At 71.6% G+C, this 20,855-nt stretch carries 23 protein-coding genes and 1 pseudogene; 14 read left to right on the top strand and 10 right to left on the bottom strand.

Annotated elements, in window-relative coordinates; all coding sequences use genetic code 11:
• The 3 genes and pseudogenes from ACH4NX_RS33820 to ACH4NX_RS33830 form a co-directional block, all read right to left on the bottom strand.
• The coding region (locus ACH4NX_RS33820) for a hypothetical protein (protein ID WP_398153379.1) at window positions 1–1,139 on the bottom strand (1,139 nt) is incomplete at its 3' end.
• Window positions 1,140–1,411: 272 nt separating this feature from the next.
• Entirely contained in the window at window positions 1,412–1,771 is a 360-nt protein-coding gene (locus ACH4NX_RS33825) for a Gfo/Idh/MocA family oxidoreductase (protein ID WP_351386852.1), read from the bottom strand.
• A pseudogene (locus tag ACH4NX_RS33830) lies at window positions 1,771–2,395 on the bottom strand (NDP-hexose 2,3-dehydratase family protein). The gene ACH4NX_RS33825 and the pseudogene ACH4NX_RS33830 overlap by 1 nt, the downstream one beginning before the upstream one ends.
• A 212-nt stretch (window positions 2,396–2,607) precedes the next feature.
• On the opposite strand from ACH4NX_RS33830, the gene ACH4NX_RS33835 reads away from it, so the two are divergent.
• Complete coding sequence (locus ACH4NX_RS33835) at window positions 2,608–3,111, top strand: zinc-binding alcohol dehydrogenase family protein (RefSeq protein ID WP_398129829.1); 504 nt, start codon at window positions 2,608–2,610, stop codon at window positions 3,109–3,111.
• Window positions 3,112–3,466: 355 nt separating this feature from the next.
• Here ACH4NX_RS33835 and ACH4NX_RS33840 read toward each other — a convergent pair whose 3' ends face one another.
• Together ACH4NX_RS33840 and ACH4NX_RS33845 are read right to left on the bottom strand one after the other, a co-directional pair.
• Entirely contained in the window at window positions 3,467–5,167 is a 1,701-nt protein-coding gene (locus ACH4NX_RS33840; RefSeq protein ID WP_351386847.1) for a bifunctional 3'-5' exonuclease/DNA polymerase, read from the bottom strand.
• Window positions 5,168–5,308: 141 nt separating this feature from the next.
• Entirely contained in the window at window positions 5,309–6,061 is a 753-nt protein-coding gene (locus ACH4NX_RS33845; RefSeq protein ID WP_351386845.1) for a Clp protease N-terminal domain-containing protein, read from the bottom strand.
• 99 nt (window positions 6,062–6,160) lie between these two features.
• Here ACH4NX_RS33845 and ACH4NX_RS33850 point away from each other — a divergent pair, with 99 nt between their 5' ends.
• Window positions 6,161–7,306, top strand: a complete 1,146-nt coding sequence (locus ACH4NX_RS33850) for a DUF2786 domain-containing protein (RefSeq protein WP_351386842.1) — start codon at window positions 6,161–6,163, stop codon at window positions 7,304–7,306.
• Between the two features lie 224 nt (window positions 7,307–7,530).
• Here ACH4NX_RS33850 and ACH4NX_RS33855 read toward each other — a convergent pair whose 3' ends face one another.
• From ACH4NX_RS33855 to rpmB, 3 genes are all read right to left on the bottom strand, one after another.
• Window positions 7,531–8,019 (bottom strand): hypothetical protein, encoded by a 489-nt coding sequence (locus ACH4NX_RS33855; protein WP_398129828.1) that lies wholly within the window; start codon window positions 8,017–8,019, stop codon window positions 7,531–7,533.
• 251 nt (window positions 8,020–8,270) lie between these two features.
• Complete coding sequence (rpsN, locus tag ACH4NX_RS33860; RefSeq protein WP_351386837.1) at window positions 8,271–8,576, bottom strand: 30S ribosomal protein S14; 306 nt, start codon at window positions 8,574–8,576, stop codon at window positions 8,271–8,273.
• Window positions 8,576–8,812, bottom strand: a complete 237-nt coding sequence (gene rpmB, locus ACH4NX_RS33865) for a 50S ribosomal protein L28 (protein WP_279564250.1) — start codon at window positions 8,810–8,812, stop codon at window positions 8,576–8,578. The genes rpsN and rpmB overlap by 1 nt, the downstream gene beginning before the upstream one ends.
• 71 nt (window positions 8,813–8,883) lie before the next feature.
• On the opposite strand from rpmB, the gene rpmG reads away from it, so the two are divergent.
• The 4 genes from rpmG to ACH4NX_RS33885 all read left to right on the top strand — a co-directional run bounded on the left by rpmG (window position 8,884) and on the right by ACH4NX_RS33885 (window position 11,199).
• On the top strand, window positions 8,884–9,048 hold the full coding sequence (rpmG, locus tag ACH4NX_RS33870; protein WP_122616828.1) for a 50S ribosomal protein L33: 165 nt from the start codon (window positions 8,884–8,886) through the stop codon (window positions 9,046–9,048).
• A 7-nt stretch (window positions 9,049–9,055) separates the two neighbouring features.
• Complete coding sequence (locus ACH4NX_RS33875) at window positions 9,056–9,310, top strand: type B 50S ribosomal protein L31 (RefSeq protein ID WP_351386833.1); 255 nt, start codon at window positions 9,056–9,058, stop codon at window positions 9,308–9,310.
• Window positions 9,307–10,572, top strand: coding sequence for a CobW family GTP-binding protein (locus ACH4NX_RS33880; protein WP_398129827.1), 1,266 nt, complete (start codon window positions 9,307–9,309; stop codon window positions 10,570–10,572). The genes ACH4NX_RS33875 and ACH4NX_RS33880 overlap by 4 nt, the downstream gene beginning before the upstream one ends.
• 384 nt (window positions 10,573–10,956) lie before the next feature.
• Window positions 10,957–11,199 carry a DUF397 domain-containing protein gene (locus ACH4NX_RS33885; RefSeq protein ID WP_351386829.1) on the top strand — a complete coding sequence of 81 codons (243 nt, stop codon included), beginning with the start codon at window positions 10,957–10,959 and terminating at the stop codon, window positions 11,197–11,199.
• A 101-nt stretch (window positions 11,200–11,300) separates the two neighbouring features.
• On the opposite strand, the gene ACH4NX_RS33890 is transcribed toward ACH4NX_RS33885, so the two are convergent.
• A complete protein-coding gene (locus ACH4NX_RS33890; protein ID WP_398129826.1) occupies window positions 11,301–11,825 on the bottom strand; it encodes an ATP-binding protein in 525 nt (174 codons plus the stop codon).
• Window positions 11,826–12,181: 356 nt separating this feature from the next.
• On the opposite strand from ACH4NX_RS33890, the gene ACH4NX_RS33895 reads away from it, so the two are divergent.
• From ACH4NX_RS33895 to ACH4NX_RS33925, 7 genes are all read left to right on the top strand, one after another.
• Window positions 12,182–13,006, top strand: coding sequence for a helix-turn-helix transcriptional regulator (locus ACH4NX_RS33895; protein ID WP_351387718.1), 825 nt, complete (start codon window positions 12,182–12,184; stop codon window positions 13,004–13,006).
• 108 nt (window positions 13,007–13,114) lie between these two features.
• Window positions 13,115–14,575, top strand: a complete 1,461-nt coding sequence (locus ACH4NX_RS33900; RefSeq protein WP_351386824.1) for an aldehyde dehydrogenase family protein — start codon at window positions 13,115–13,117, stop codon at window positions 14,573–14,575.
• Window positions 14,576–14,739: 164 nt separating this feature from the next.
• The gene (locus ACH4NX_RS33905) at window positions 14,740–15,285 is read left to right on the top strand and encodes a DinB family protein (protein ID WP_398129825.1); all 546 of its coding nucleotides are present in this window, start codon (window positions 14,740–14,742) and stop codon (window positions 15,283–15,285) included.
• Window positions 15,286–15,294: 9 nt separating this feature from the next.
• Window positions 15,295–15,936, top strand: a complete 642-nt coding sequence (locus tag ACH4NX_RS33910) for a PadR family transcriptional regulator (protein WP_398129824.1) — start codon at window positions 15,295–15,297, stop codon at window positions 15,934–15,936.
• Between the two features lie 167 nt (window positions 15,937–16,103).
• Window positions 16,104–17,045, top strand: coding sequence for an ATP-binding cassette domain-containing protein (locus ACH4NX_RS33915; protein ID WP_351386817.1), 942 nt, complete (start codon window positions 16,104–16,106; stop codon window positions 17,043–17,045).
• Window positions 17,046–17,080: 35 nt separating this feature from the next.
• Entirely contained in the window at window positions 17,081–17,839 is a 759-nt protein-coding gene (locus tag ACH4NX_RS33920) for an ABC transporter permease (protein ID WP_398129864.1), read from the top strand.
• Between the two features lie 196 nt (window positions 17,840–18,035).
• Window positions 18,036–18,602, top strand: a complete 567-nt coding sequence (locus ACH4NX_RS33925) for a GNAT family N-acetyltransferase (RefSeq protein ID WP_398129823.1) — start codon at window positions 18,036–18,038, stop codon at window positions 18,600–18,602.
• A gap of 241 nt (window positions 18,603–18,843) precedes the next feature.
• Here ACH4NX_RS33925 and ACH4NX_RS33930 read toward each other — a convergent pair whose 3' ends face one another.
• Window positions 18,844–19,683: a lysostaphin resistance A-like protein gene (locus ACH4NX_RS33930; RefSeq protein ID WP_398129822.1), complete on the bottom strand. Its 840-nt coding sequence runs from the start codon at window positions 19,681–19,683 to the stop codon at window positions 18,844–18,846.
• A 257-nt stretch (window positions 19,684–19,940) separates the two neighbouring features.
• Between ACH4NX_RS33930 and ACH4NX_RS33935 the strand changes: the two genes are divergently transcribed.
• Window positions 19,941–20,702: a MerR family transcriptional regulator gene (locus ACH4NX_RS33935; RefSeq protein WP_398129821.1), complete on the top strand. Its 762-nt coding sequence runs from the start codon at window positions 19,941–19,943 to the stop codon at window positions 20,700–20,702.
• Window positions 20,703–20,855 lie beyond the last annotated feature (153 nt).

Below are 20,855 nucleotides of genomic sequence, written 5' to 3' on the forward strand. Positions count from 1 at the left end.
CTGGGCGGTGGGCCGGCGCTGAACGGGGATGCGAAGGGCGACGGGTCGTCTCCGTACGAGGGCTCGTACGGCTCGGGTGCCGGACGCAGCGGAAGCGAGTGCTGCGGCGGGCGCGACGACGACCGGGACCGGCGCCGGGAAGACGTGCGGCGCGGCTCGCGCGGCGGCTCGGCGCTCATGATGATCGGCTCGAACGACCCGCCCGGAATCTGGTCCGAGCGCGAGGACGGCGGTGGGTAGTACCCCTGGTTCGACGGCGGCGGGTAGTGCCGTGAACGCCGGTCTGTCGGCTCCTCCTGACCCGAGTACAAGTCGGGTCCGATCGAGGCCGAGCGGCGTGGCGGTCTGACGTCCACGATCTCCGGCTCGCGCGCGGGGAGCCGGCCCCGGTCTTCGTCGGAGGATTCCGACATTTCCAGCAGGGTGTCGCGTGCCCCCATGGACAGCTTCACCTTGCCGGACTGCGCCTTGGGGTATGCCTGCGCGCCGTAGGAGGACCCGTCGTACTTCGCGGATCCGGCCATGGGGAAATCGTCCTTGAAATTCTCACGGAGAGTCTTGCCGCTCTTTTGGCGCCTCAGCGCGGAACGCAACGCCTTGTTCGAACCCTCGCGGCGCTTATTCTCCGAATACGAGGCGCCGTAGAGTGTGGAGCTGGCACGGCGCCGGGTGGGGTCCATGCTGTCGATCGCATCCTGGTCCGGCGGCTTGTTCTCCAGCACATCCAGAGTGACAGCGAGATCCTCGTCGGTCAGGTAGGACATGAAGCCCGCGTCCTTGCCAGGGCGATCCTCGTAGTACCTGTCGCTGAATTTGATGCTGCCGGGGTGCTGTTTCTTGTTCGTCACGGCGAGCGGACCCTTGTCGGTCACGTGCCCCTTCCTGAGGGTGTGCCCGCCGAACGGATCGTCCATCGGACCGTACGGCAGGTCCCCGTCGTCCTCGCGTTCCAGGGCTCGAGCGTGCGCCCTGGCTTCTCTCTCGAGCGCCAGCTGGTACAGCTCATCGTCCGTCAGCTGTGACCGATCCCGCTTCCTGCGTCTTTCGTCGACGCGCTGCACGGTAAGGGGCGCGCGCTGCACGGGCGTGGCACCGGACACGAATGCCGCCGTCGCGGCGTTGCCCGCTTGAGCCTGCATGGCCGAGAGGGAGAGTAACGCGCCGGCGGCGGCCCCGGGTGTGGTCCGGGGCGGACGGGCCAACGGCGCTCGGGCGCCGTTGACCTCGCGATCTCTGTATGCATACAAGGGCTCGGCTCCTCTGGTCTTTGCCCGGTCCCCCCGGTTTTCCCCCCACCTTTTAGGGGTAGTGGGGCGAAGCCTGGAACGCTACGGACGCGAGGGCACGGGGCGACGACCCGACGGGCAGCCCTTCAAAGCCTCTTGACATAGCGGCGCGTCTTCTGCACCAGTCACACCAGCGGGTGGTATCGAGGCGCCGCGCCGGCAAGTGCCGACGTCGGCCCAGGCCCCGGCTGCAGCGGCTTCTCAGCCAGGACCTGCTTGTCGGCGGTGAGCGCGGCCTCGGTCCACCGGGCGTGCAGGGACGCCGGCAGCGGTACGTAGACGGCGTCGACGGCCGGGTCGTCGCGTACCTGCTGATAGTCGCCGGCCGCGCGGCATCCGTAGGGCCGTGCGGTCTCCCGGGCGCACCGCGGGTCACGGCTCGCGACGGCGGCGATCTCGATGTCCGCCGACGCGGCCATGGCCGGAAGCATGCGGTGCCGGGCGATCTCCGCGCAGCCCAGTACGCCGATCCTCAGCGGTCCCATCAGAGCGACACGGCCCCGGCGTCGAGGCAGGACAGCAGCGTACGGGCCTGGGCATTGACGTAGTGCCCGTGCCGCACGAGGGAGGTGAGCTGCCCAGGGGTGACCCAGACGTAGCCGGGGGCACGTCGGTGCGGAGGTCTTCGGCGTCGACGAACAGGTAGCGGGGCTCGGTGTTGAGGAACCGGCCGCCCTCCTCGGAGTGACGGGCCTCGTAGCGGATGTGTTCCGGGGCCGACGCGAGGACCCGGTACAGGAACGGGGGCCGGTCGGCCGCGGGCAGGTGGCCGTAGTTGGCGGGTGTGTACTGGACGGTGGGGCCGAACTCGACGGTGTCCGGAAGCCGGATTCGAGCCGGGCGTGCGCGAGCACGTGCGGGACGCCGTCGAACCGGCGGGTGAGGAAGGCGGTCACGCCCGTGGCGACCGGCTCGAAGAGCGGCTGCGTCCAGCCGGTCACCTCGCGGTTGCCGGCCTGCACGGCGAGGGCCACCACCCGGAAGCAGTGCTCCTCCTCGTGGCTGATGGCCCATGCGTCGCGGGTCCAGCCGCGTACCTCGTCGAAACGGTCGGCTCTCGGCTCCGCGTGCTCATGACCATGGCCGCAGGGCCCCGACAGCCGGTCCAGCCGTGCCCTGTCCTGTCCTTGAGACGTGCTCGAACACCGGTGAGCGGGTGCCGGGGCGCCGGCCGGGAGCGGCCGCTACGGTGCCGCGGCGCCGTCCACGGCCTTGTCCTTGACGTCCGGGCAGCCCCCAGGCTGCCGCCCTGGCCTCCTTCGGCGGGCCCGAGGTCCTTACGCCGACAGAGGCCGCCACTCCTCAGGCCGGCCCCGGGCAGTTGCGCGTCCGCGTGCGGTCGGCCGGCGTCAACCACGTCGACACCGTCATCAGGGAGGGCTGGGCGCCGCCGACACCGACGGTGGACAACTCCTTCCCCGTGGTACCCGGCAACGAGTACGCGGGCGTCGTCGATCAGCTGGGCGAAGGCGTCACCGGGCACTCGGTAGGGGACGACGTCTACGGGTACTGCACTCCGGGCGCCTACGCCGAGTACGTGGTGGTCACCCCCGAGCAGGTCGCGGCCAAGCCGAAGAGCATGCCCTGGGACATCGCGGGCGGTTTCTCCGCCAACGGAGTCGGCGCGCACATGTGCCTGCGCGAGATGAAGGTCGGCCCCGGTGACACGGTGCTGATCCACGCGGCGGCGGGCGCCCTGGGCACCTTCGCTGTCCAGCTGGCTCTGGCGTGGGGAGCGAGCACCGTCATCGGCACGGCGAGCGAGGCCAACCACGACTACCTGCGGTCGATGGGCGCGGTCCCGATGCCGGACGAGGAACCGTGACGATCGCGACCCTCTGCTCGTCCATGTGTGGACTTCCTTTCCCGAGGCGCTGGTTGGCGACGGGGTGCCTCACACAACGGTGGCCTCGAAGGCGGCTTGAGGGACCGTTGCCCGGCCTGTGCGGCCCCGGCCCGGCGTGGGAGCGCGGTTCGCGGACACGGCGATCACCCCGACCGGCGCGGCGGCGGCACCGGGTCCCGGCAGCGGGACCGGGCGATCGGTCGCCTTCTCAGGGCCCGGGTCAATGCCTCCGCGACCGGGTGTGACCCGTCCGCCGCAGGCCCCCCGAGGTCTGTCCTCGTCCACCTCGGCGCGTGGCTGCTGCTGACGCCGGCGCGAAGAGGTCCGAGGCCGGTCACTTGGCGTCGGCGTAACATTCCACCACCGCCGTCGTGAACGGGAACCGCACCGGCGTCCGGCCGAACGTCAGCCGGCCCGCCAGCTCCGCCGCTTCCCGGATCGCCGCGACGACGGTGTCGGCCTCCTCCCGCGGGCAGTGCACGATCACCTCGTCGTGCTGGAAGAAGACCAGCTCAGCCGCCTTGTCCGCGAGGGCCTGCCGCAGTGCGGCGAGCAGCAGCAGGGCCCAGTCGGCGGCGCTGCCCTGGACGACGAAGTTACGCGCGAAGCGGCCCCGCGCGCGGGCGTTGGTGGAGGCGTAGCCGGGTACCCATTCCTGCGTCCGGCCCAGGGCGTCGGAGGGGACGGAAGGGTCGTCCTGCGGCATGCCCGCCTCCTCGGCGCCGTCGGCCGCGCCGGCCGCCGGTGGGCAGGTGCGCCCCAGCCACGTCCGCACGAGCCGCCCCTCCTCGCCCGCGCGGGCCGCGTCGTCGACGTACGCCACCGCCTTGGGGAAGCGGCGTCTGAGCGCGGCGAGGTTCTTCAGGCCGTCGCCGGAGGTCTGGCCGTAGACCGCGCCGAGAACGGCGAGTTTGGCCTGGGCGCGGTCGCCGGAGAAGGCGCGGTCGGACACCGACTGGTAGAGGTCGCTCTCCCGGCCGGCCACCTCCATCAGCCCTGGGTCGCGGGATATCGCCGCCAGCACGCGCGGTTCCATCTGGTCGGCGTCGGCGACGACCAGTCGCCAGCCCGGGTCCGCGACGACGGCCCGCCGGATCACCTTGGGGATCTGCAGACCGCCCCCGCCGTTGGTCACCCAGCGTCCGGTGACGGTGCCGCCGGCCAGGAACTCGGGGCGGAACCGTCCGTCGCGCACCCAGTCCTGCAGCCAGGACCACCCGTGGGCGACCCAGATCCGGTACAGCTTCTTGTACTCGATCAGCGGCTTCACGGCCGGATGGTCGACCGACTCGATCTCCCACCGGCGGGTGGAGCCGACCTTGATGCCGGCCTGCGCGAACGCCTTGACCACGTCCGCCGGCAGGTCGGGCCGCACCCGGCGTCCGAAGGCCGCGGACACCTCCTCCGCCAGCTCGGCCAGGCGGCGCGGCTCGCCCCCGCCCGCGTACCGCTCGCCGAGCAGGGAGTGCAGTACCTCGCGGTGCACATCGGCCCGCCAGGGCAGTCCGGCGTGGTTCATCTCGGCGGCCACCAGCATGCCCGCCGACTCGGCCGCAGTCAGCAGCCGTATCCGGTCGGGGTGCGCGGACCGGTCGTGGCGGCGCTGCTGCTCGGCGTAGACGGCGAGCAGGTCGCCCAGGGGCAGGCGAACGGCCTGGGGCTCGAACAGCGGGGACTGCGCGCCCGGCTCGGCGGCGCGCTGCGGCGGATCGGGCGGCACGGGACCGCTGTGCAGCCGGGCCAGGGCGGCGGCGGCCGAACGCGGCTCCCCGTACCGCCCCTCGTGGCCGAGCAGGAGGGTCTCGGCGGCCTCCACGTCGTAGCACCGCTCCACTCGCACCCCCGCAGCGAGCAGACGCGGAGCGACCTCGGCGGTGGACCGCCACACCCAGCGTGCGACGTCCGGTCTGCCGCGTACGGCCTGGGCGGGATCGGCCTCCCGCCGCACCGGGCCGGTGGGCAGCCCGTCGGGGCCGAGGGGGGCGACTTCCACGCCACCGTCCTCGGCCACGGCGAGCACCCACCGGTCGGCCATGTCGCGAGTCTCGCAGGAGGGTCTGACAACGGCCCCCGCCGTGGCCGGGGCCGGGACGTCAGCCTTCGCCGTGCCCGTGACCGTGACCGTGAGTGGGGCCCGGCCCCCTCCTGGCCGGGACCGGCCTTCTCCCGCGGGGCCTCAGCCCTCGTCCCGCCCGGGCTCCTTCTCCGCGGTCACCTCGATGAACTCCGCCAGCGCCTCGGTGACGTAGCGCTCGGTGGTCTCCTTGTCGAGGCCGAGCCCGCTGAGTACGCCCTCGCCGTGCTCGTGCTCCAGCAGGGCCAGCAGGACGTGCTCGGTGCCGATGTAGTTGTGGCCGAGGCGCAGGGCCTCGCGGAAGGTGAGCTCGAGGACCTTCTTGGCCGCGGGGCCGTAGGGCACCAGCTCCGGGACCTCCGCCACGGCGGGCGGGAGCGCCGCGGTCGCCGCCCCGCGGACCGCGTCGGCGGTCACGCCCTGTGCGGCGATCGCCTTGACCGCGAGGCCCTCGCGCTGGGTGAGCAGGCCGAGGACGAGGTGCTCGGGCAGGCCCTCGGCGGAGCCGGCGGTCTTGGCCGCGTTGTGGGCGGCCATCACGGCGTCGCGCGCGCGGGGCGTGTAGCGGCTGAAGCCCTGGCTCGCGTCCAGGTCGGCCGACTCCTTGGGCACGAAGCGCTTCTGCGCCGCCTGCCGGGTGACACCCATGCTCCTGCCGATGTCCGTCCAGGACGCGCCCGAACGCCGGGCCTGGTCCACGAAGTGTCCGATGAGGTGGTCGGCCACCTCACCGAGGTGCTCGCCGGCGATGACGGCGTCCTGGAGCTGTTCGAGCGGCTCCGCGTGCACCTTCTTGATCGCGGTGATGAGTTCGTCGAGACGTACGGATGACGTGGTGCTCGGGTTCGTCGTCATGTGTCAACCGTAGGTTGCGCCCCTACGACTGTCAACCAGTGGTTGACAGTTGTTTCCCGGCCGTGCGCCCGGGGCGTGCGACCGTGGCACCATCGCCGGGTGAGTACGCCCCGCACCGTCGACCGTGCCTTCGAGACCGCCCTGTACGACGCCGCAGACGACGCCCTCGACACCGCCGCCTCGCTGCTCGCGGCCGACCCGGCGGCCGACGCGGAACTCGCCCGGCGGGGTGAGGAGTTCGTGGCGACCGCCTGGCGGCGCGGCTGGCAGCCCGCCGACCTCGTCCGGATCGTGCGGCGCGAGCTGGACGGCATCCACGTACGGCTGGTGGCGGCGTTGATCCGCGCGCAGGCGCCGCACGACCGCCCGCGCGGGCCTCGCTGGACCGCGCAGCTCGACGACGTACCGGACCAGGCGCCGCCCCGCGCCGACCGTTTCTCCCACGCCACCGCCGTACTGGAGCTGTACCGCCTGCTGCTGCGCCTGCCCACCCTGGAGCCCCTGGAGCCGGGGGCCGCGGGGGCGGCGGGGGACTCCCGTCGGGAGCACAGGCCGGAGTCCCGTACCCTCGCCCGCATCCGCGCCCTGCTCGCCAAGGCGGAGGCGACCGGGTATCCGGAGGAGGCGGAGGCGCTCAGCGCCAAGGCGCAGGAGCTGATGGCGCGGCACAGCATCGACGAGGCGCTGCTGTCGGCCCACGCTCCCTCGCCCGATGCCCCCGGTGCCTGCCGGATCGGGGTGGAGTCACCGTACGAGCAGGCCAAGGCTGTGCTGCTGGACGCGGTGGCCGACGCGAACCACTGCCGGGCCGTGTGGAACGAACCCCTCGGCTTCTCCACCGTCGTCGGCTTCGAGGCGGACCTGGAGGCGGTCGAACTCCTCTACACCTCGCTTCTGGTGCAGGCCGAGGCGGCGATGACCAGGGCGGAGGCCGCACAGCGCGCCGTCGGTCGCAAGCGGACCAAGACATTCCGTCAGTCGTTCCTCGCCGCCTACGCCCACCGCGCGGGCACCCGGCTGCGGGCGGCGACGGATGCGGCCACCGCCGAGTCCGGCACGGCGACGGACGTGGACCTCCTGCCGGTCCTCGCCTCCCGCCAGGTCGCGGTGACGGACCGGCTGGAGCGCATGTTCCCGGAGACGACGACGACCCGCCTGCGCGGCGCCGGCGACGCGGCGGGCTGGACGGAGGGGACCCGAGCGGCCGACCAGGCGCGGGTCGACCGCCGGCGACCACTGCCCTAGACGTCACCGTCACGTCACCCTGGCGCGGGCGCCCGTGGTTACGTCTATGGGGCGGTCATGGTGCGGCTACGGGGTGCCCGCAGTGCGTTTCCGGGCGCCCGTGCGTTGTCCCCGGCCGCGCGTGCGTGCGTCGGTCGACGGCCGTGCGTGTGTCGTCGACGGCCGTGCGTGTGTCGTCGATGGCCGTGCGTGCGTCGGTCGATGGCCTTTCGTCCCTGTTCCGTTCAGGAGCCGAGACCGGCGGTCGGCAGTCCGGGAGGCAGTGAGCCGCCCTCCGACCTGGTGTACGTCTCCTCGCCGAGGCCGCCCTGCCACGCCACCTCGAGTGATGTCCCGTCGACCGACTCGACGGTGCCCGTGGCCCGGTCGTCACTGCCGTCGGTGCACTTCAGGCGGATCGTCCGGGTGCCGGAGTCCTCGCCGGCGGTGCCACTGCACACGGTCCCGCCCGTGGCGAAGAGGGCGGCCTTGTCACCGGTGACCATCAGCGCGACGGCCTGGCCGCCGGTTGTGGCCAGCCAGCTGCCCTCCAGCTCACCCGCGGCGGCGGACGGGGACCCGCCGCTGCCGCCGCCCGTCTCGGCGCTCGCGGTCGTACTGGGCGCGGCCGAGGACTTGTCACCCCCGCCCGTGCTGCCGCCGGAGCCCCCGCCCGTGCCGCCGTCGTCGGAGTCACCTCCGTCGCTGCAAGCGGTCAGCGTCAGCACGCCCATCAGCCCGACGGCCACGGCAGCGGCCCGCACGGACCGGCGGGCCGCCCGCCGGCGCGGTTCCGGCGCACCTGTGGAAGCACCTGTGGAAGCACCTGTGGACGTACTCGAGGTGTTCGCCGTACTCGTCGCGTTCGCCGTGCTCGCCGAACTTTCCGCAGTCACCAACGTCACCGCAAGCTCCAAGCTGTAGCCGGACGGCCGGGGCGGCCCCAGGACAGCCGCAAGTTACCAGCAAGTCACGCCAGGGCGGCCTACCAGGACGACTTGCGAACTCCCGGCAGATGTCCGGCGTGTGCCTGCTCACGCAGGTTGATCCGGGACAGTCCGAACACGCGGAGGTAGCCGCGCGGACGCCCGTCGACCTGGTCGCGGTTGCGTACGCGCGTGGGGCTCGCGTCGCGGGGCTGCCTGCGCAGTTCCCGCTGGGCGGCGAGCCGTTCGGCCTCCGTCGAGGACGGCCTGCGGATGGTCTCCTTCAGCTCCGCCCGGCGCGCCGCGTACCGCGCGACGGTCGCCTGCCGCTGCTCGTTCTTCGCGGTCTTGCTCTTCTTCGCCATCAGACCTTCACTCCTCGGGCACGGATGCGCGCCACGGCCGCCTCGACACCGATCGCGTCCACCGTCCTGATCGCCTTCGTGCTCAGCCGCAGCCGTACGTGCCGGTTCTCGCTCGGCAGCCAGTAGCGCCGGGTCTGGATGTTGGGGTCGAAGCGGCGGGAGGTCCGCCGGTGGGAGTGGGAGATGCGGTTGCCGAAGCCGGGTCGGGTGCCGGTCAGCATGCAGTGGGCGGACACGGTGACGTACCTCTCCTTCAGACCGGACGGTCATAGCTGCTAATGGAATTCATTTTCAGTAAGGTACCAGCATGGCACGCAACGAACTCCGCCCGGTCGTCAAACTCCGGTCCACCGCCGGAACCGGTTTCACCTACGTCACCCGCAAGAACCGCCGCAACGACCCGGACCGGCTGACCCTGCGCAAGTACGACCCGGTCGCCGGTCGCCACGTCGACTTCCGAGAGGAGCGCTGAACCCGTCATGCGCAAGGGAATCCACCCCGAGTACCGCCCGGTCGTCTTCCGTGACCGCGCCGCGGACTACGCCTTCCTCACCCGCTCGACCATGACCAGCGAGCGCACGATCGAATGGGAGGACGGCCGGACCTACCCGGTGGTCGACGTCGAGATCTCGAACGTCAGCCACCCCTTCTACACCGGCACCGCCCGCGTCATGGACACGGCCGGCCGCGTGGAGCGCTTCGAGCGGCGGTACGGGAAGCGGGGCGGGGCATGAGCGGGCCGGACCGCCCGGACAGCCGCCCGGGCCGCCCGGGCCGCCCGGGCCGCCCGGGCCGCCCGGGCCGCCCGGGCCGCCCGGGCCTCCCGGTGGTGATCGTCGGCGGGTTGCACGCCGACGCCCGCAGGGCGGCCGTGGCCCGGCTGCTGGCCGACGTGCCCGGCAGTGTCGTCCTCCACCACGACCTGGCGACGGCCGCCGCGGGCACGGTCGTACGGACCGTCCGGGACGCCACCGGCATCCTGTCCGCGGGCGAGGCGCCCCTGGTCGACGACTGTGCCTGCTGTGCCCTGCGCGAGGACCTCGTCCCCGAGCTGGAGCGGCTCGCGGACGCCGGAGGCACCCCCTTGGCGGTCGTCGAGCTGTGGGACTCCGTCGAGCCCAAGGCGATGGCGGAGGTGGTGACGGCCGGCGGCTTCACCGTCACGGGCGTGATCACCGCCGTCGACCCGGCACTGGTACTGCCGTACCTGGGCAACGGCGACGACCTCGCCGAGGGCGGCCTCGCCGCCGCGGCCACCGACCGGCGCACCGTCGCCGACACCTTCGCCCGCCAGCTGGAGTACGCCCCCGTCCTCGCCCTCGCGCCCTCTCTCCCCGGCTCCCCGGAGGCCGACGACGAGGACCGGGAGCTGCTGGCCCAGCTGCATCCGACAGCCCGCCGGGTCCCGATCGGCCACGGCGACCCGGCGGGCGCCCCACCCGCGGCCTCTCCAGCATGCTCCGAGCTGGCGCGGGCCGCCCTCGCCGGCTTCGACGTGGAGGCCGCGGCCGCCGCGCAGCACCCGGCCTGCGCCCTGCTGCCCGCGGAGGCCGACGCGCACGGTGTCGCCACCCTCGTCTGGCACCGGCGACGCCCCTTCCACCCCGAGCGGCTGTACGCGGCGCTGGAGGATCTGACCTGCGCGGCCGCCCGCAGCCGGGGCCGGTTCTGGCTCGCCGGCAAGGGGGACACGCTGCTCCACTGGGACGCCGCGGGCGGGGCCCTGTGCGTGGAGAGTGCGGGGCCCTGGCTCGCCTCGCTGCCCGATGCCGCCTGGGAGCTGGTCCCGCCGGTGCGCCGAGCCGCCGCCGCGCTGGACTGGGATCCCGAGCACGGCGACCGCTGCCAGCACCTGGTCTTCACGTCCCCCGGTCTCGACCGCGACGGCCTGGAGCGGCTCCTGGAGTCCTGCCTGCTGACCGATGCCGAGTACGCCGCCGGGCAGGCCGCCTGGCAGCGGTTGCCGCCCGCCTTCGACACCCTCCTGGAGGTCTGACCCATGCCCCGCGAGATGGCTCGGGCGATGAAGAGGGCGCGCGAGACGGCACTGCTGCCGTACGCGGCGCGCTGACCTGCGCGCCGAAACCCGTCCGTCGGTTTCGCACCGGGGGCCCGCTCCAGGAGCGGGCCCCCGGTTTTGTTGCATGTTGTTGCATGTTCTTGGAATCCGGGGGCATACGCGGGAACGACTTCCCGGAAGTGGGCGTCAGAGAGGGCAAGGGCTTTCGGGCAGAGCCACCGTCACGGCTGTAACCGCGAGAACACCGCGCGTGCACGTGCATTTGCTCATGCATCTGCACGAAGAACAGGGTTATGATCCGGATCAGTTGACCACTGCATCAATGGCCACATCAGCCAGTGCACCACCGGGGAGCGACCTGTGGACCACGACGTGTACAACGGCATGGCCGCCACGCAGCTGCACGACGCGGCCTGGCAGAAGAGCCGGCACAGCAACTCGCAGGGGTCCTGCGTGGAGTTCGCGCGACTGCCCGACGGTGCCGTGGCGGTGCGCAACTCCCGCTTCCCCGATGGTCCCGCGCTCGTCTACACGCGCGCCGAGATCGAGGCCATGCTGCTGGGTGTCAAGGACGGCGAGTTCGATCACCTGGTCGCGAGCTGACGGTCAAGCGGTCGCGAGCCGATGGTGAGCTGATCGCTAGCCGATGACGAGCCGATGGTGAGCTGATCGCTAGCCGATGACGAGCTGATCGCGAGCCGTCGTCACTCGCAGGGCGGCCGGTTCATCATCCCGTCGGGCTTCTGGAGCCGGAACAGGGCCCAGACCACCTTGCCGTCGAGCGAACCGGCGAGCGGGTGCCAGCCCCAGCTGTCGCTGAAGGAGTCGACGAGGAACAGGCCCCGGCCCGACTCCGCCGAGAAGTCGTCCGTCTCACGGGCCACCGGGCTGTCGTGACTGGGGTCGCGCACCGCGCACACCAGCCGCTCGGTCCAGCGCATCAGATGCAGCCGGACGGGACCGTTCTGTTCCCCGCGCCTCGGGGTGTCGGCCGGCAGGGCGTGCCGCAGGGCGTTGGTGACGAGTTCGGAGACCACCAGGCAGACGTCGTCGAAACGGTCGCCCGTGTCCCAGCCGTCGAGCGTTCTACGGGTGAACCCCCGGGCCTCGCGCACCGCTTCGTAACGAGGCGGCAGGGCGCAGGAGGCGGCGTTGGACACGGCCGCGGGGTCGAGTGGCGGAAGGCCCTGCCGTAACGGCTCGAGCATGGTCGATCCATTCGTCCCCATGCGAGGCACTCCCGGGAATTCGCGGTCGTAGCGATGCGGCGCGGTGGTGCGGGACCATGGTTTCGGATGCGTTCCGCAGATGCAAGGGCAGATGCACGTGCACGTGACCGAAATGGACCTGCCCGTACCGCTTGTTGGTCAAATTTTCCGTCATCTTCGCCCCTCCTTCACCTCGCTCGACGCCCGCTTTCCGCCCCCTCCGTGCATGATCCTGTGCATTTCCCCTGGCTCGATTCCGTTTCCGTAACCGGACGAGTACTGCTCGGAGTGTTTTAGTGGCAGACTTCGGCCCTTGAAGACGGTTGGGGAGGCTGGCGAACGTGAGCGCGGGAGAGCCCGGATCGGTGGTGCGGCGCATGCTGCTCGGATCACAACTCAGGCGGCTGCGTGAGACGCGGGGGATCACGCGGGAGGCGGCGGGCTACTCGATCCGCGCCTCGGAGTCCAAGATCAGCCGTATGGAGCTGGGCCGGGTGAGCTTCAAGACGAGGGACGTCGAGGACCTGCTGACGCTGTACGGCATCACGGACGGCCAGGAGCGCACCTCTCTGCTGTCCCTGGCCAAGGAGGCCAACGTCGCCGGGTGGTGGCACAGTTACTCCGACGTACTGCCCAGCTGGTTCCCCACCTATGTGGGCCTGGAGGGTGCCGCCTCACTCATCCGCGTGTACGAGGTGCAGTTCGTGCACGGTCTGCTGCAGACCGAGGACTACGCCCGCGCGGTCGTCCGGCGCGGCATGAAGGGCGCCGGCGAGGCGGACATCGAGCGCCGGGTGGCGCTGCGCCTGGAACGGCAGAAGCACCTTGTCGCCGAGAGCGCCCCCGAGTTCCACATCGTCCTGGACGAGGCCGCACTGCGCCGCCCCTACGGTGACCGCGAGGTGATGCGCGGCCAGTTCCAGCACCTCATCGAGATGTCCGAGCGACCCAACGTGCGCCTGCAGATAATGCCGTTCGGCTTCGGCGGGCACTCCGGCGAGAGTGGCGCGTTCACGATCCTCAGCTTCCCCGAGTCCGACCTGTCGGACGTCGTCTACCTGGAGCAGCTCACCAGCGCGCTCTACCTGGACAAGCACGAGGACGTCACCCAGTACGAGACGGCGCTGAAGGAACTCCAGCAGGACAGCCCCGGGCCGGACGAGAGCCGGGATCTGCTGCGCGGGCTCATCCAACTGTCCTGAGGCCCAGGGGCCCTTCGCCCCTCAACTCCACTGCCGCAGCAGTACGATGACGCCCAATCAGGCGGCTCGCTCGCGGCGGCTGCGGCAGCTAGGGGATTGAGGGAACACATGTCGTCGTACTTCACCGACCTCGCCCAGCAGTACATCGACGGCGAGTGGCGCCCGGGCACCGGCTCCTGGGACATCATCGACTTCAACCCGTACGACAACGAGAAGCTGGCCTCGATCACGATAGCCACGGTCGACGAGGTCGACGCCGCCTACCGGGCGGCCGAGCGCGCGCAGAAGCAGTGGGCGGCGACCAATCCGTACGCCCGCCGCGCGGTGTTCGAGAAGGTGCTGCGGCTCGTGGAGGACCGCGAGGCGGAGATCAGCGAGGCGATCATCGCCGAGCTGGGCGGCACGCGCCTGAAGGCCGCCTTCGAACTGCACCTCGCCAAGGAGTTCCTGCGCGAGGCGGTACACCTGTCGCTGGCGCCCGAGGGCAGGATCATCCCGTCCCCGGTCGACGGCAAGGAGAACCGCGTCTACCGGGTGCCGGTGGGTGTCGTGGGCGTCATCAGCCCCTTCAACTTCCCCTTCCTCCTCTCCCTGAAGTCGGTCGCCCCGGCCCTCGCCCTCGGCAACGGCGTCGTCCTCAAGCCGCACCAGAACACGCCGGTGGTCGGCGGCACCCTGGTCGCGAAGCTCTTCGAGGACGCCGGTCTGCCGGGCGGCCTGCTGAACGTCGTGGTCACCGACATCGCGGAGATAGGCGACGCCTTCCTGGAGCACCCGGTGCCGAAGGTGATCTCCTTCACCGGCTCCGACGCCGTCGGCCGCCACGTGGCCACCGTCTGCGCCGCGAACTTCAAGCGCTCGGTCCTCGAACTCGGCGGCAACAGCGCCCTGGTGGTCCTCGACGACGCCGACGTCGACTACGCGGTGGACGCCGCCGTCTTCAGCCGGTTCGTCCACCAGGGGCAGGTCTGCATGGCCGCAAACCGCGTCCTGGTCGACCGCTCGGTGGCCGACGAGTTCACCGAGAAGTTCGTCGCCAAGGTGAAGACCCTCAAGGCCGGCGACCCGCGCGACCCTTCGACCGTCATCGGCCCGGTGATCAACTCCTCCCAGGCGGACGCGCTCTCGGGCGTCGTCGAGCAGGCGATCGCCGCGGGCGCGACCGCTCTGGTGCGCGGCACGACCACGGACAACCTGGTCGAGCCGTCGGTCCTGACCGGTCTGCCCGCCGACTCCGCCCTGCTGCGGCAGGAGGTCTTCGGCCCGGTCGCCTTCCTCGTCCCGTTCGACGGCGAGGAGGAGGCCGTACGCCTCGTCAACGACACCCCGTACGGCCTGAGCGGCGCCGTGCACACCGGGAACATCGAGCGTGGCGTCAACTTCGCCAAGCGGATCGACACCGGCATGTTCCACGTGAACGACGGGACCGTGCACGACGAGCCGATCGTGCCCTTCGGCGGCGAGAAGCAGTCCGGTATCGGCCGCCTGAACGGCGACACCATGCTGGACGCCTTCACCACGCAGAAGTGGATCTCCGTGCAGCACGGCCGGAGCGCCTTCCCCTTCTGAACCGTCCTCTGCCCTCTGCCCTTTCCCCTTTCCCCTCTCCCCTCTGAAGCCTCTTCCTCGTTTCTCCGGGACGGGCCCTTGCGGACGGAATTTGACCGCAAGGGTCCGTAGCTTGGCCGGTGTCAGGGGGAAACGCCCCCGGCCTCGACGAAAGGCGGCCGGCCATGGTCACCCACGTGCGGTCCGAAGAGCGGGGCGACGAGCGCGGAGCGCTGCTGTCCTTCCTGGCGGAGCAGCGCGGCGGCATCCGCCGGGCGGTGCTGGGCCTGACGGACGAGCAGGCGTCGTCCCGGCCCAGCGCCAGTGAGCTGTCCCTGGCCGGACTGCTCAAGCACGTCGCCGAGGTCGAGCAGGGCTGGATCGCCCGCGCCAAGCAGGAGCCGCCGGCCGTCGCACGGGACGAGTCGAACTGGCACGAGTGCTTCGCCCTGGTCGGCGACGAGACGGTCGCCTCCCAGCTGGCCCACTGGGAGAAGGTCGCCGCCGAGACGGAGGCGTTCGTCCGCTCGGTGCCCAGCCTCGACGACACCTTCCCGCTGCCGAACGAACCCTGGTTCCCGCCGGACGAGCGCGTCTCGACGCGCTGGCTCTGTCTGCACCTGATCCGCGAGACGGCCCGGCACGCAGGCCACGCCGACATCATCCGCGAGTCGTTGGACGGCGCCTCGGCCTGGGACCTGGTGGCCAGGGAGCAGGGCACTCCCGCCTAGTCTGGACCCATGTCAGTGATCCGTCTCCTGGTGCTCGGCGCGGTCCGTCAGCACGGGCGGGCCCACGGCTACCAGGTGCGCAACGACCTGGAGTACTGGGGCGCGCACGAGTGGTCCAACGCCAAGCCCGGCTCGATCTACCACGCGCTGAAGCAGATGGCCAAGCAGGGCCTGCTGCACGCGCACGAGATCGCCCCGTCGACCGCCGGCGGCCCGCCGCGCACGGAGTACGAGATCACGAAGGCGGGCACCGAGGAGTACTTCAGCAGCCTGCGCGCGTCCCTCACGGCCTACGACCAGAAACCGGACGTGCTCTCCGCGGGCATCGGCCTGATGGTCGACCTGGAGCGCGAGGAGGTGCTCGCCCTCCTGGAGGAGCGGGTCCGGGCCATCGGGGAGTGGCGCAGGGCCGTCACCGAGTACTACACGCCCGAGGACGGGCCCGGGCAGCTCGGCCACATCGGCGAGATCATGAACCTTTGGGTGCACTCGGCCGACACCGGCGCCGAGTGGACCCGCGCGCTCATCGAACGCATCCGTGGGGGCGCCTACACCTTCGCGGGTGAGGGCGAGCCGTTCGTAGGCGTCCTGGCGGAGGGCGAGCGCAACCCGTACGCGACGCAGGAGCCGCACCCGGGGGACCGCGGCTGATCCCAGGCCCGCCCACCGATGGGGTCCGGCAGCCCAGCACGTCCGGCAGCCCAGCACGTCCGGCAGCTCGTGAAAATCAATCAACTAATCAAGTTTGACTAACACGTTCAGTGGGGATACGGTTCCGAGCGGAACGAGTAGTCAACTTTGACTAACTGGGGGTATCAGTGGCCGACACGGCGATCATCGTCGAAGGGGCACGCAAGAAGTACGGCGGCAAGAGCGCGCTGGACGGGCTCGACCTCACGGTCGCGCGCGGCACCGTGCACGGGGTGCTGGGTCCGAACGGCGCGGGCAAGACGACGCTGGTCCGGATCCTGTCGACCCTGCTGCGCCCCGACTCGGGCCGGGCCGAGGTGGCCGGACACGACGTCGCCACCGACGCGTACGCCGTACGGCTGCGCATCGGCCTGCTCGGCCAGCACGCGGCGCTCGACGAGGAGCTGGGCGGCCGGCAGAACCTGGAGATGTTCGGCCGCCTCCACCACCTGGGCGCCCGGCGGGCACGCGCGCGTGCCGACGAACTCCTGGCGCGCTTCGACCTCACGGACACCGGGCGCAAGCCGGTCAGCGCCTACAGCGGCGGAATGCGGCGCCGCCTGGACCTGGCCGCGTCCCTGATCACCGAGCCGGAGGTGCTCTTCCTGGACGAACCGACCACCGGCCTGGACCCGCGGGGCCGCGCCGAGGTGTGGGACTCGGTCCGCTCCCTGGTCGGCGGCGGTACGACGGTCCTGCTCACCACCCAGTACCTGGAGGAGGCCGACCAGCTCGCCGACCGCATCTCGGTCGTCGACGCCGGCCGGGTGGTCGCCGACGGCACGGCGGACGAGCTGAAGGCCGCCACCGGCGGCGACCGCGTCGACGTCGTCCTGCGCGACGCCGGCCAACTGGACACCGCGGCCGCCCTCCTGCCGCTCACCGGCGTCCGCGTCGACGCCGACCGCCGGCTGCTCAGCGCACCGGTCACCGACCGCATGGCGGCGCTCTCCGGCGTCGTACGGGCGCTGGAGGAGGCCGGCCTGGAGGCGGAGGACGTGGCCCTGCGCCGCCCGACCCTGGACGAGGTCTTCCTGCACCTCACCGACCGCACGAAGGAGGCAGTGTGAGTACCGGAGTGAGCACGGGCACCGTCACGAGACCCATGACGTACGCCCTGACCGACTCGTGGACCATGACCCGCCGGGAGCTGGCCCGCTGGGGGCGGCAGCCGGTCACGGTCGTCGTCAACCTGGTCTTCCCGGTCATGCTGCTGCTGATGTTCGGCTACCTGGTCGGCGGCGGCCGGGGCGTGAGCGGCGACTACGTCGACTACCTGGTGCCCGGGATGCTGGCCCTCACCATGGCCTTCGGCCTGGAAGGCACCATGATCGCCGTCACCCAGGACCTCAACAAGGGCGTCGTCGACCGCTTCCGCTCCCTGCCGATGACCAACGGCGCGGTCCTGGTCGGCCGTTCGGCCGCCGACATGCTCCAGTCGGCGTTCGGTCTCACCGTGCTGATCGCGGTCGGGTACGCGCTCGGCTGGCGGGCCCACGGCGGTCCGGGTGCCTTCCTGGGCGCGGTGGGCCTGCTGCTGCTCTTCCGGTTCGCCATGCTCTGGATCGGCATCTTCCTGGCCCTGGTGGCGGGCAGGCCCGAAATGGTGCAGGCGGTGCAGATCCTGGTCTGGCCGGTCGGATTCCTCTCCAACGCCTTCGCCACGCCGGACTCCATGCCGGGCTGGCTGGGCACGGTCGTCGAGTGGAACCCGATGTCCCAGACCGCCACGGCCGTCCGCGACCTGTTCGGCGGCCCCGGCGGCGAGTCCGGCCACGTGTGGGCGGCGGTCGGATGGCCGCTGGCCCTGCTCGCGGTGTTCTTCCCGCTGGCGGTGGCGAGGTTCGGCCGGCTCAGCCGCTGAGCGTCGGCGTGCCGCGGGCGGGCCGGAGCACGCGTGCGGGGCGGGCGTCCCCCACGAGCCGGACTGTCACTGGCCAGGTGCTGTGACCGGGAAGGTTCACCGGGCGGGGCGTTGCTGGTGGATGACGTCGTGGGGTGGCTGTCGGGGTGCTTCGAAATCGTTGGACGCCTGCGGGTGGGTCGGCGAGTATCCGCAGATGACAGATGAAGCTGGTCACTGGGGACCGTCCACCCGGAGTCCGAAGTCCGTACGTTGTGTCGAGCTGTCCGGCGGGGCGATGGCCGCTCTGCTCGACGGCGATCTTGCCGAAGCCGGCCGGGTGGCCGGGGTGTCGCTGACCGAGTACTTCCTGACCGACGGAGCACGGTGGCTGTGGCGGTTCCGGCTCGACCAGATGGCCGCCGACCCCGGCCGGGCGCGGTGGATGGTGCGGCAGGCGGTCGTCGGTGACAAGGGGCTCGTCGTCGGACATGCCGGGTTCCACGGACCACCTGACGAGGCCGGCATGGTCGAGATCGGCTACTCCGTCGCTCCCGACTTCCGTCGCCAGGGATATGCCCGGTCGGTGCTGATCGAGTTGCTCCGCCGGGCAGCGGCCGAAAGCACGGTGACGACCGTGCGTGCGGCGATCAGTCCCGACAACGTGGCATCCCTGGCCACGATCGCGGGTTTCGGCTTCGTCGAGGTCGGAGAGCAGTGGGACGAGGAGGACGGTCGCGAACTCGTCTTCGAGGTTCCCGCTCGCCGGGTTCCACCCGCTTGAGGGGAAGGGTCCGGCGTGAAGCCGGGTTCTGACCGGGGCGTCCGGTGCGGCGTCCTCTGCCGGAGCTCACGACGAACCGGCATCGAGGGGAAGGCTGCCTCGTCCGCCTTGGCCTCCGTCTGCTCCAGTACGCGGTCGATCGCGTCCGGGCCCCGGTCCGGCGCGGAGGACCGCCGACAATCTCGCCCCCGCTCGTAGGGTGAGCGGGGGCGAGATCTCGTGGCCGTCGGGTACCGGGTGGTCAGCCCTGCCTGCGGCGCATGGGGACCAGGTTGCCGCGCCGGTGGGCGGCGATGAGCATGGGGATCGCGATCAGCACGCTGATGATGATGGGCACGATCGACGCCTCGAGGCCGAAGTCTCCGCCGGTCACCAGGTCGGGGCCGGTCGGAGTGGTGGTCATCAGACCCTCCGAGGCGTGGCCGGAGACGGGGATGCCGATCAGTCCCAGGCCGGTGTTCCAGGCGAAGTGCAGGCCCACGACGAACCAGATGTTGCGCGTCCACAGGAACGCGGCACCGAGGAGCACGCCGGCCTCGATGGCGATCGCGGTCGAGCTCCACAGCGTGGCGCCCGGGTTGGCCGCGTGCAGTCCGCCGAACAGCGCCGCGGTGATCGCCAGCGCCGCCCAGCTGCCGCACAGCTTCTCCAGCGCCTGGAGGGCGAGGCCGCGGAAGAGCAGTTCCTCGGTCACGGCGGCGCCGACCTGTATCGCGGCCATGCTCGCCACGATCGACAGGCCGTTACCGGGCCGTTCGTCGAACGAGAACTCGGTGAGGAGCGTGAGCATCGACACGGTGATGAGGGCGAAGCCGATCGCGACACCGAACAACGTCTGGGTCACGGCCCCCGACCTGGCGATCTCCGGTACGTCCCGCCGGGCGAGGTGGCGCATGACCGCCCAGTAGATGACGACCGCCACGGCCGCACCCACGATGGCGACCACTCCACCCGCCGCGACCAGGCTGGACGCCAGGCCCACACCCACTATCCCGGTCAGCATCCAGCCGAGGGGAGACCGGAGGAAGCGGCCACCCTTCTGGAGCATGGGCTGGGGGGACTCGGTGCGCGTGGTACTCATGGTGACCTCCGTATGGCGTCGGCCGCATGCCTTCCGCGACCTGCCGAGAACGCTACGAGAGCGGCGGCATGTGCGAATCACCCCTGGGTGGACAGCTCCGAGTAGCTCCGACGGGGGACATGGGGGACACGGGAGTCACCGGGGCCGGACGCCGCGCAAGGCGGGGCGTTCGCGGTCCGGCACCCGGGTCCGCGCCGGACTTGCACCTCACGTCACGTGAGGGGGGAGCGTGGAGGGCGTCAGAGAAGGGAGCGGAAGTGAGCTACTCCGTGGGACAGGTCGCCGGCTACGCCGGAGTGACGGTGCGCACCCTGCACCACTACGACGACATCGGCCTGCTCGTACCCAGCGAGCGCAGCCACGCGGGCCACCGGCGCTACAGCGACGCCGACCTCGACCGGTTGCAGCAGATCCTGTTCTACCGGGAGCTCGGCTTCCCGCTCGAGGAGGTCGCCGCCCTGCTCGACGATCCGGCCGCGGACCCGCACGCGCACCTGCGCCGCCAGCACGAGCTGCTGACCGCCCGGATCGAGAAGCTGGAGAAGATGGCGGCGGCCGTGGAGCACGCCATGGAGGCACGCAACATGGGCATCAACCTCACGCCCGAGGAGAAGTTCGAGGTCTTCGGCGACTTCGACCCCGACGAGCACCAGGAGGAGGCGCGGGAACGCTGGGGCGACACCGACGCCTACCGCCAGTCGCAGCAGCGGACCGCCTCGTACACCAAGGAGGACTGGCAGCGCATCCAGAACGAGGTCGACGAGCTCACCCGTCGCTTCGTCGCCCTGATGGAGGCCGGGGAGCCCGCCGATTCCGAGGGGGCCATGGACGCCGCCGAGGACCACCGGCAGGGGATCGCCCGCAACCACTACGACTGCGGGTACGAGATGCACACCTGCCTGGGCGAGATGTACGTGTCGGACGAGCGTTTCACGCAGAACCTCGACGCGGCCCGGCCGGGCTTCGCCGTCTACCTGCGTGACGCGATCCTCGCCAACGCCGCCCGGCACACCTCCTGAGCGGCGGGGGGGGGGGGGGGGGGGGGGGGGGGGGGGGGGGGGGGGGCGGGGGGCGGGGGCCCCGCCCCCCCCCCCCCCCCCCCCCCGCGGCCGCGGCCGGGGGCGGCCCCCCCCCCCGCCCCCCCCCGCCCCCCGCCCCCCCCCCCCCCGCCC

Origin of the sequence: Streptomyces sp. NPDC017225 (genome assembly GCF_044331465.1) — a bacterium.
Classification (GTDB): domain Bacteria; phylum Actinomycetota; class Actinomycetes; order Streptomycetales; family Streptomycetaceae; genus Streptomyces.